Genomic DNA, 9,270 nt, shown 5'->3' with positions numbered 1-9,270 from the left:
GCCTGTGAATCGGGCCAGAATGGAGAGCTGATTGTCTAAAGCTCCGGGACGATTGGTCGATCTTATTTTCTTGAACAGTGTTAGGTTGTTCAAGGCATGGGCATGCCTGAAAAAAGCAGAAGAAAAGCGCTTCATAGAGGGTGGAACGAGCGCCTCTCAATTCAGCACGGGCTGATCCAACACCCAATTCTCCAACACCCCGAATTCCGCTTATTAGACGCTAAATGTGCACATTGACTCCATTAAAGACATTTCGAGGGTCATCGTGGCACGCACCATGATGAAGTCCGTTCGTCGATGAGACATTCCATCTCATTTTTTGAAACACCCCATGCGCCCCTATGGGCTCACAATCCTGGCATTCCCAGCCCCCCTGCGAATCTGGCTTCTTTGATGGTATGAGAGTCGAATGGCAAGGAAATGCCGGTCACGAGAGATTGCGCATTTTTATGGCCATCGGGTTCTCTGAGAACTGGATCAGACCAAATCCATGGTAAAGCAAAACGTTCCGTACACGGAATGTGCATTGGATATCGTCCGAAGGGTGGATTCTTTCTGGCGATCAAAGCAGCAGACCACACGCATCCTTGTCGCTCCTGAAACGAAAGGCCTAAAAAACGTGTTAACGGAAATGCTGCTGCACCTGCCCCCCGGGAAAGGAGTGCAAAGGCTGTCATTGCACCCGTTGCACCTGGCAGATTGTGATGAGTGCTTGCAACCCAATGCACATCTCCTCCCCCAACAGCTCAAACTATTCCACTTCGAGAATCCCCTTTCAGTGTGGTTGGGCTCTGCCTTCTTTCGGGCACTCCGTCTGTGCCTGGGGTCTATTTCTTTTACGACAAGGAGGGTGACCTGCCATACATCGGTAAGTCGTTGGATCTCAAAAAGCGCATTGCTCGCTATCGGTATGTGACTCCGGAGAAAAAACCAAGCGAACGCTGAAACTGGTGCATCGGAGTGTCAGGATCGAATGGAAGGAATGTGCTACGCAACCCGACGCCATTGAGCTTGAGCACATGCTGCCTCCAGAACATCGACAACCATTTAATCGTGCTGGTGTATGGAAGGTGGCCCCATGGCGGCTGAAAATTGATGCCCCGTCCGAAAGATTGAATCTTGAACTGGTTCGTGAGGAAGGCGGCACCGGCCCTCATCCATTCGAGTGACTTTAGCCGCCTCCAATGTCAAAATGAGCGCCAGGTAACCAGACCTCATACACTTTGTTCGCTGAATGGCAGTCCGGACCGCGTCACCATTCGCGGGATTGCTTGGAAAAAGTGCCGGCCTGGACGGCGCATGCGTGGCATTGCCCACCGGCTGTTCTTTGGCAGGAGCTGGATTCAAAGGCGTAGGGCGAGAGGGCGCAGTGTCTCCTGGGAAACCCGTCGGCCGCCCCGGCGTGGCTGGCCCCCAGGATACGGATTTGAAGCTGAAGCCTGCATCAATATCTCATGATGCTGCGAACCAGCACCGCCAGTTCACCTGGTTTCATTATTCCAAATTGGCTGGCTCGCAGGTTCACTTCGCGACCGCAGTCCATATTAGAGGTGGGTCGCGAAGGCTGAGAAGCGGAGGCGCTGATCAAAACTTGTAGCCGAAGCGGATGCTGCCGAAGTGGGCTTCCATGTTGTTGCGGAAGAGCTGGACCTGGTAGCCGAGGAGCATGCTGAAGTCGGGGGTGAACTGGAAGTTCACGCCGGTGCCAAGGACCATGTAATCTTGGCCGGGAGTCTGATTGCCACCAGCGGCGGTGAATGGGGCATTGATGAGGCTGACGCTGGTGCCGTTGTTTTTGAGGTTCTGGCGCTCGTAGCTGAGGCGGAACTGCGGGGTGATGTCCGCCCAATCAGTGTGGAATTTCTTGGAGGTGGACCAGCCGACGCGGGTGACAAGGGACTCGAAGGTCTGCTTGTTGAAGCGCAGCGCGCCGAGACCGCCGCCGGTTTCGCTGTAGGCGTCCACGGTGCCGTGGAGGTAGTCGATGCCGATGAAGGGACCGGTGACGAGGCTGCGATCCGGGAGGAAATGGAAGTTCCAGCCGGTGTTGTATTGGATGGCGTTGGTGTAGGCGTCGGTGGCACCGGCGGCGGATGGGAGGCCGAGGCCGGGATTGCGCTGGGAGCCGAGGTCGTAGGCGCCAAAGGAGTAGAGCAGGCTGCCCCAGAAGCCTTTGCGAGCATACGCGAGGTAGGCGGAGAGCATGGGGCCTTCGAGATCGATCTTGCCGAGGCCGCCGGTGTAGGTCTGGGAGCTCTGGAGGAAGGTGACGGCAAAGCCGAGGGTGAGGCCGCGGGAGAGGTGGCGCTCAATACCGACGCTGGAGGCCCAGGAGTCGATCTGCACGCCGGACTGGGTGCTGATGGGATTGAGCTTCACGTTGCCGTAGTTGACGGTGGTGAAGACTTCCCACTGGCGGCTGCGCAGCACCTTTTTGGCGATGGGGTTTTTGTCCTCGGGGCCGTCTCCTTCTCCCATGACGACGCCGTAGTCGAGCGCGGCGGAGATGCTGCCATCGGACTCCTCTTCCTCTTCACCGCCGCCGCTGCGGAGATTGAAGAGGTGGTTGTTGATGTCGTTGAGGCCGGTTTGCACGCCGGAGATGATGGCCTGACCCTCAGCATTGGCCATGGCGAGGCCGCTGCTGTAGGCGGTGAGTTCGGGGCGACGGTCGGCGATGGAATAGATGCCGGTGGTCTGGTCAAAGGTGCCGAAGAAACCTGTAGCGAGGCCGAGGGCGCTGTCATTGACGGCAAGGTGGCCGGTGATGGTGCCGCCTCCGGAATTGAGCTCGATGACTTTCCACTGATCGCCACCTGCAAAGACGGGCGTGACGAGCTGATTGCCAATGACAAGGGTGCCGCCGGCGGAGGCATCGAGGATCCCGTGCAGATTGAGCTGATCTGCGGCAGTGGAGATGCCGGTGTTGTCTCCCAGGCCTGCGCCCGTGTAGAGATTGACCAGGATGACGCTGTCTGCGCCCATGACGATGGCTCCAGAGCCGGAGGTGGTGACTGAGAGCACCTGCGCGCCGGGAAGAGCGGTGGGATCTCCAACGCTGATGGCACCATTGACGAAGATGGATCGGTCCGGCGTCAGCTCCACCTTGCCTGACCCGGCCAGAGTGCCCGCGGTGCCGACGGTGAGATCACCTTTGCCGAGGAAGTTCACACTGCTGTTGATGGCAAGCAGAGCGTTGACGGTGGTGGCATTGTTGACCGTGAGGGTCTGCTTTCCCGAGCCGGAGATGCCGGTGTCGCTCTCGATGGTGAGGCTCTTGATGGTGGTGTCCACGTCCAGGTTGGTCTGAGTGCTGCCCACGCCGGTGGCGGAGAAGGTCACATCCGTGAGGGCGCCGGGCAGTGCGGCGGTGTCGGTGACGCCATCCACGGTGGTGGCCCAGTTGCTGGTGCCGGAGCTAAGGGAGGACCAGTTGCTGTCCACCTTGCCGGTCCAGTAGGCGGTGACGGGACGGGTGTAGACCAGTTTCAAGGTGGTGCCGTCATACACGAGCGTGAAATCTGTGGGCAGCGGGGCGCTGAGGGTGAAAGCGTGTGCGCTGTCGAGGCCGCTGGCAGCGGTGATCAGGGTGTAGCTGGTGGCCGTGAGGTCGGAGGTGGTTTCCAGAGAAAGGATGGCACCGGCGGCGATGGTGGCGGCTCCGCTGAGATTCAGGCTGGTCAGGAGAGTGCCGCCGCCCTGCAGGGAAAAGACGCTGCCGCTGTCAAAGGTGGCGCTGATGCCGGAGAGCGCACCGAGGCCCAGGAAGTTTCCGGGTTTCAAGACGCCGCCACTTTGCACATGAAGATTTCCGCCGAGCGTGCCCATGCCGCTGAGGGTGGCGGTGTTTTCCACGGTGACACTGCCGGTCGCGGCGGTGAAGTCTCCATTGATGAAGACGGTGCCGTTGCTGATGACTGTCTCTCCAGTGTAGGTGGCGCTGCCATTGAGCAGGGTGGTGCCGGTGCCTGCCACACGCAGCCCGCTGCCGCCATTGTCCAGGATGGGGGCGTTGATGGAGACGGTGCTGCTGTTGTAGTTGTTGATCTGGAGCATGCCGGCTGCCGTGGCTGCGGTGAGGCCTGAGGCGACGGAGTCGGTGGTGATGACGTAGGTGTTGCCGCCGGTGCCGCCAAAGTTCCAGACGTCCGTGCTGATCACTGCGCCAGGTGCCAGGGTGAGGATGCCGGAGGAGGCGGTGGTGTCCACCGTGATGCTGCGGGCAGACTCTGAGGCGCTGACGACCAGGGAGGCACTGCCTGCGGTGGAACTGCCGCCGTCATTGTTGTCGATGCGGTAGTCCGTGCCGGCGGTTGCGCCAGTGGCCGGGAGCAGGTCCGTGGTGGTGAGGCGGATGATTTGATTGAGTGCATTGACTGTGGCCAGGCCAAAGCCGGTGGAGTCGGTGACGGTGAAGCCCGGATTGATGGCGCTGCCGGCGGTCTGGCCGGAGAGCAGGACGACGCCGCTGCCCACGGTGCCTCCGTTCGCGCCACCGGCGGCGGTGTTGAAGTTCAGTGAGGAGCCTTTGCCTGCGGAAGTCAGTGCGCCCAAGTCCAGGGTGTTGCTGTCCCCGATGACGATGCTGCTGCCCGTTCCTGCAACGGTGGTGAGGCCGTTCACGGTCTGGGTGCCCGTGCCGGTGAGGCTGAGGGTACCACCGCCGAGGGTGAGGGCGGAGCTGCTGGAGATAATGTCCGCCGACACAGTGCCAAAGCCCAGCTCCAGCGTGCCACCGAGCACGGAGGTCTTGCCGGTGTAGGTGTTCGCCGCAGTGAGGGTGGTGGTGCCGGGTCCGATGTGGTTCACCGTGAGATTGCCATCCAGCGTGGGGGAGAAGTAGAGGCTGCCGGTGTGGTTGAAGTTCACCACGGCGGTGCCGTCACCACCGAAGATGCTGGCCGCATTCAGCGTGCCCGCCGCGCCTCCGGTGCCGAGGTTCAGCGTGCCGCTGCTGCCGCTGTTCGTCCCCATGTACAGCGTGCCGCTGCCAGAGTAAACTGTGATGATGCCGCTATCCGTGAGGTTCACCACCCCTGTGCCGCCATAGCCGAGGTAAGAACTGAGCATGGTCCATGTCCCACCGCTCACATTCACCGTGCCGCTGCTGCCAGTTTGGGTGCCAATATAGTTCGTCGTGCCGCTGGCGTTGACAGTGCCGCTGGTCAGGTTCAAGACTCCGGTGCCGTAAAGACCGACGGTGAAAGCGCTGCCGCTGGTCCAAGTCCCGCCGCTCACATTCGCAGTGCCGCTGCTGCCGGATTGGTTGCCGACATAGGCGACGTTGTTGCTGAGGCTGCCGCCGGAAATGTTTAGCAGCCCGGTACCGGAATAGCCGATATTAAGAGAGCCGTTTACCCAGGTCCCGCCGCTCACATTCGCCGTGCCGCTGCCGCCCCCGTTGTAGCCAAGATTGAGCTGGCCGGCTCCGGCGCTGCCGTACAAAGTACCACCGCTGCCGCCAGAGAGGTTCAGCACGCCGGTGCCATCATTGCCGACGAGGAGAGCTGAGCCGTAGGTCCAGGTCCCGCCGGTCACATCCACCGTGCCGCTGCTGCCTGCCTGATTGCCGATGTAGTTAAAATCTCCGCCGCCGAAGCCGAAGCCGATGGTGCCGCCGCTGATGAGAAGCCGGGCGACGTCTCCGGACTGATCGGCAACGAAGAGGCTGGCATTCATCTGGGAGAAACTGGCCCCGTCCACCACCTGAAGCGTGCCGGCGCGTATGTAGGTGTCGTTGGTGTAGGTGTTGAGGCCGGAGAGAATCAGGGTGCCTGCGCCCGCCTTGATCACCAGGCCCGTGCCGCTGATCACGCCGCTCTGCGTGGCAGTGCCTGAGAGGATGCTCAGGGTGGTGGGGTCATTTGGCGAACTGGTGCTGTAGCTTGTTGCATCTGTCTGGCCGTCAGTGTAGTCGATCTGGACTTGGGCAGCGAGCGGGGTGGTCAGCAGTACTGCCGTCAGGCAGCTGAGCAGGTAAGTGGTCAGGCGGTGGAAACGACGGGTGGGGAGCATGAAAAAAAAGATGAAGCGTGGTTAATTAACTGCCAGTGAAAGAGATGGCCATGGTTTCTTGTTTCACTTAAGACTAGCGTCGTGCGCAGCGGACCAATCAACATGGGGGAGTGCCCAGGCTGATTGTAACGCCGGGCACTGCTTTATAGATTTTTCCGTTCAAGAAAACCGCGCCGATTAAGAAATTCTTTAAAACAAGAATGCCGCCAATCAAGCCAATTGAAAAGGATTTCAATGGTTTTTTGTTTAAGGCGTTTGAAGCGACTATTTGCCAGGCAAATCTCTGAATTGGGCAAGCGATGAGCCTATGTAATGGCAAGGGGGTTCTTTGCTGTTGCGGAAGGGGGCAGAAACAGAAAAAACACGCCCCGCAATCGGGACGGTGATTTAAGTGAGGCTCCGGGACAAGAGCCTGAGCAGGTCCGCCTTTGGGGCGTCGGTGTCCCTACAACTTTTTCAAAGAAGCGATCAACCAACCATTCGCAAGCTGGCAAGGTTCCGGGAAAATGGCTGCTTCTGGAAGAAATGAGCTAAAAACAATATCCAGAATATTTGCGATTTATTATGCGGCTCAGCGCGTGGTCATGGGGCCCATCTTGACGACCTCGAGTTCTCTGCCCTTCACCTGGCGAATGGGCAGGAGTTCCTCATGGTGCCAGCGATCATCCGGCGCACCGCTGATGAACCAGTCGCCGCCGTTGTCTGCCAGGATCATGCCGTGCGTTTTGAGGCCTTCCAGGATCACTTTGGCCGCGCCTGAAAATCTAGAGGTGTCAAAGCTGGCCTTCAGGCGCACACGCATGCCCATGGGGGGCAGGTTGTCATCCTTGTGCGGACTGGCGAAGTGCGTGGCGGGCGGCACATAGGCACGGCGTGACTTTTTGACCGTGAAGCGCAGCGCATGGGCGAGCTTCTTCGTGCCGCAAATCTCATCGTAGCGAGCCAGGCCGGGCATGATGGGCAGGCCAGCGGCATCGGCACTGGTCCACCCGGCGGGGCGCGGCTTGGGCGCCTTCAGATCAAAGACGCTGCCGCTGTAGGCCTGCCATTCTTTGCCACCGGAGAGCGGAAATGCGCGGTAGATCTCATAGAGCTTCCAGTTGTCCTTATCGAGCACGAGGACGTGGCGGTCGCCATCGCTTTGGCTGCCGCCTTCGATCCAGGCATCCGGCGGGATGGGATAGGGGCCGGGATCGCTTTCATCTTTGGCTTCTCGGAAGATGACCGGCACCTTTGGCTGATCACCGCTGACAACGTAATAGGGGATGCCGCCGGGCTGCCCCTGCCACACGAGGCCGAAGTCCTCATGCAGTCCTTTCTCCGCGCCGATGGCCGCTATGATGGCGTCGCTGAGCGGATCGACCTCGTCTTTGGACACATCCCGGTTCCATTCGTCCCCAGCAGGCATGAGCAAAGCGCCGCCGAGGTCGGCATTCGGTCCCGTCTTGAGTTCAGGATGCTGCGCGAGGGCGCAGGCGGTGAAAACGCAGAGAAGCAGCGTGGCGGTTTTCATGGAGGAATCACTTGGGCTCGCCATCCGGCGGGAGAGTCGTTTCGCGAGGACCATAGACGGGCGCGTTCATTCCGGCCTCATGGGCACCCATGTCAGCCGCCGAGCCAGTGAAGGCGTCGTTTACATTGGGAAAGGGTCTCGCAATGTCTGCGGCCGCAGACTGGGGCTTGAGGCGCAGATCGGGCGGCTCATAAAATTTGGCGGGATCTTCAGGAAAGCTGGGATGTGCCAGCACCCCCAGCGTCACCTGCACTCCATGAGGCTCAAACTCGATACCTGGCAGTTTGCTGAAGGTCCAGGAACGCAGCTTGCCTTCAAACGCAAGGCCGTGCGTGGCGTAGGCATTGAAGTCGATGACGCAGTGCCCGCCGAAATTCTGCACGTCTGCTGCGCGCCCGCGCCCGGGGCTGTAGCCGCCGTATTGCCTCCCCTTTGTCACTTTGCCGCCGATGAAGAGGTTGTTTTGGATCAAGGCATGATCAAAGGGCTCCCCGGTGTAGTTGCCAAAGCCATCGCCCGCTTTGACGACGGTGTTGTGCAAGATGACATCGCCGACGCTGTAGCGGTGCAGCTTGAAGGCGCCGTAGGTGATGTTGAACATGACGTTGCGGATGAAGTAGTTCGGGCCGCCGAGGCCGGGCTGGCTGCTGATCCCGACAAAGCAGTTCGTCAGGCGATTGCGCATGATGCGGCAGTTGTGATGGGCAAAATCCGCCTCGATGCCGTCGTCGAGCCCGGCGCTGATATCGTTGTTGAGGATGTCATTGCACGCCTGCACCACCGCGCCGCCATCCTCCATGTGGGAGATGCAGTCGCGGAAGCCGCTGACACGGTTGTGGCGGATCACATTGCCGCTGCCGGTGAATTCGATGCCCTCGCCTTCATTGTCGCCGCCCGCCCCCATGATGGAGGGGTCCCACTGGCGTATGCCCGTGATCACGTTGTCCTCGATGCAGGCATTTGTCATGCCGGGCTTGTAGGCCTTGATGCCATACTGGGCGGTGATCTTGCAACGCCTCACCACACAGTGCTCGGTGTTGTTCAGGCGCACCGGGCCATTCACCGTGATGCCTTCCAGATACACCCACTTTCGGTCGGTGAGGCCCGCTTCCCTGAAAACGGCCTTCCCGCTCGTGCTGCGATAAATGACGGGCTTTCCCGGCTCGCCATCGCGATTGAAGCGCACCTCGCCGTAGTCGCCATCGGCCAGCAAAAGCACCTCGCCGGGCTTCACGCTGTTGATCTCGGCCTTCGTGCCGTTTCTGATCACCGCGTCCTTGGCTGCGACGGCTTCGGGCCGCGTGCTTGCCTTGATGATGCGGGTGGCATCTCCACCATCAGGATCATGCAGAGTCAGGGCGATCTCATACTCCGTGCCAGGCCGCAGATCGAAGACGCTGCCGCTCAGGCGATTGGTCCAGGAGATGATCGGATCGGTCTTCTGGCTTGATCCCGCCGGGACGCGCTTGAGAGGCATGCCCGCGCGCCATTCGGCAGCCCCAACCGGACGAAACTTGATGTCACAGACCGCATCGAGATCGTCATCTCCCTCGATCTGCCATTCGACGGCGAGATTCGTGAGGGTGGGAAACGGCGAGGTGACTTCACCCGGCGTGGTGGAGTCACCCGCGTGCAAGCTAGCCAGCAAAAAGAACGGCAGCAGTCGAGTCATGGAGTTTCGTAGTGCCTGCCCTATGGCCGGACAAGCGGTAAATAAAGCCGCCAGGGTGGCTTCACTTCAC

Annotated in this window: 4 protein-coding genes; 1 reads left to right on the top strand and 3 read right to left on the bottom strand. The window is 60.1% G+C overall.

Features of this window, described 5'->3' with window-relative positions; all coding sequences use genetic code 11:
- The first annotated feature begins 708 nt into the window (after positions 1–708).
- Positions 709–945, top strand: coding sequence for a GIY-YIG nuclease family protein (locus ACZ5WW_RS01740; protein ID WP_377169426.1), 237 nt, complete (start codon positions 709–711; stop codon positions 943–945).
- Between the two features lie 639 nt (positions 946–1,584).
- Here the strand turns inward: ACZ5WW_RS01740 and ACZ5WW_RS01735 are convergent.
- The 3 genes from ACZ5WW_RS01735 to ACZ5WW_RS01725 form a co-directional block, all read right to left on the bottom strand.
- Entirely contained in the window at positions 1,585–6,015 is a 4,431-nt protein-coding gene (locus ACZ5WW_RS01735) for an autotransporter domain-containing protein (protein ID WP_377169423.1), read from the bottom strand.
- Positions 6,016–6,586: 571 nt separating this feature from the next.
- On the bottom strand, positions 6,587–7,528 hold the full coding sequence (locus ACZ5WW_RS01730; RefSeq protein ID WP_377169421.1) for a hypothetical protein: 942 nt from the start codon (positions 7,526–7,528) through the stop codon (positions 6,587–6,589).
- A 7-nt stretch (positions 7,529–7,535) separates the two neighbouring features.
- Positions 7,536–9,200: a right-handed parallel beta-helix repeat-containing protein gene (locus tag ACZ5WW_RS01725; protein WP_377169419.1), complete on the bottom strand. Its 1,665-nt coding sequence runs from the start codon at positions 9,198–9,200 to the stop codon at positions 7,536–7,538.
- Positions 9,201–9,270: the final 70 nt, after the last annotated feature.

This window comes from Prosthecobacter fluviatilis, assembly GCF_055388355.1.
This window is presented reverse-complemented; position numbering and strand designations above follow the sequence as displayed.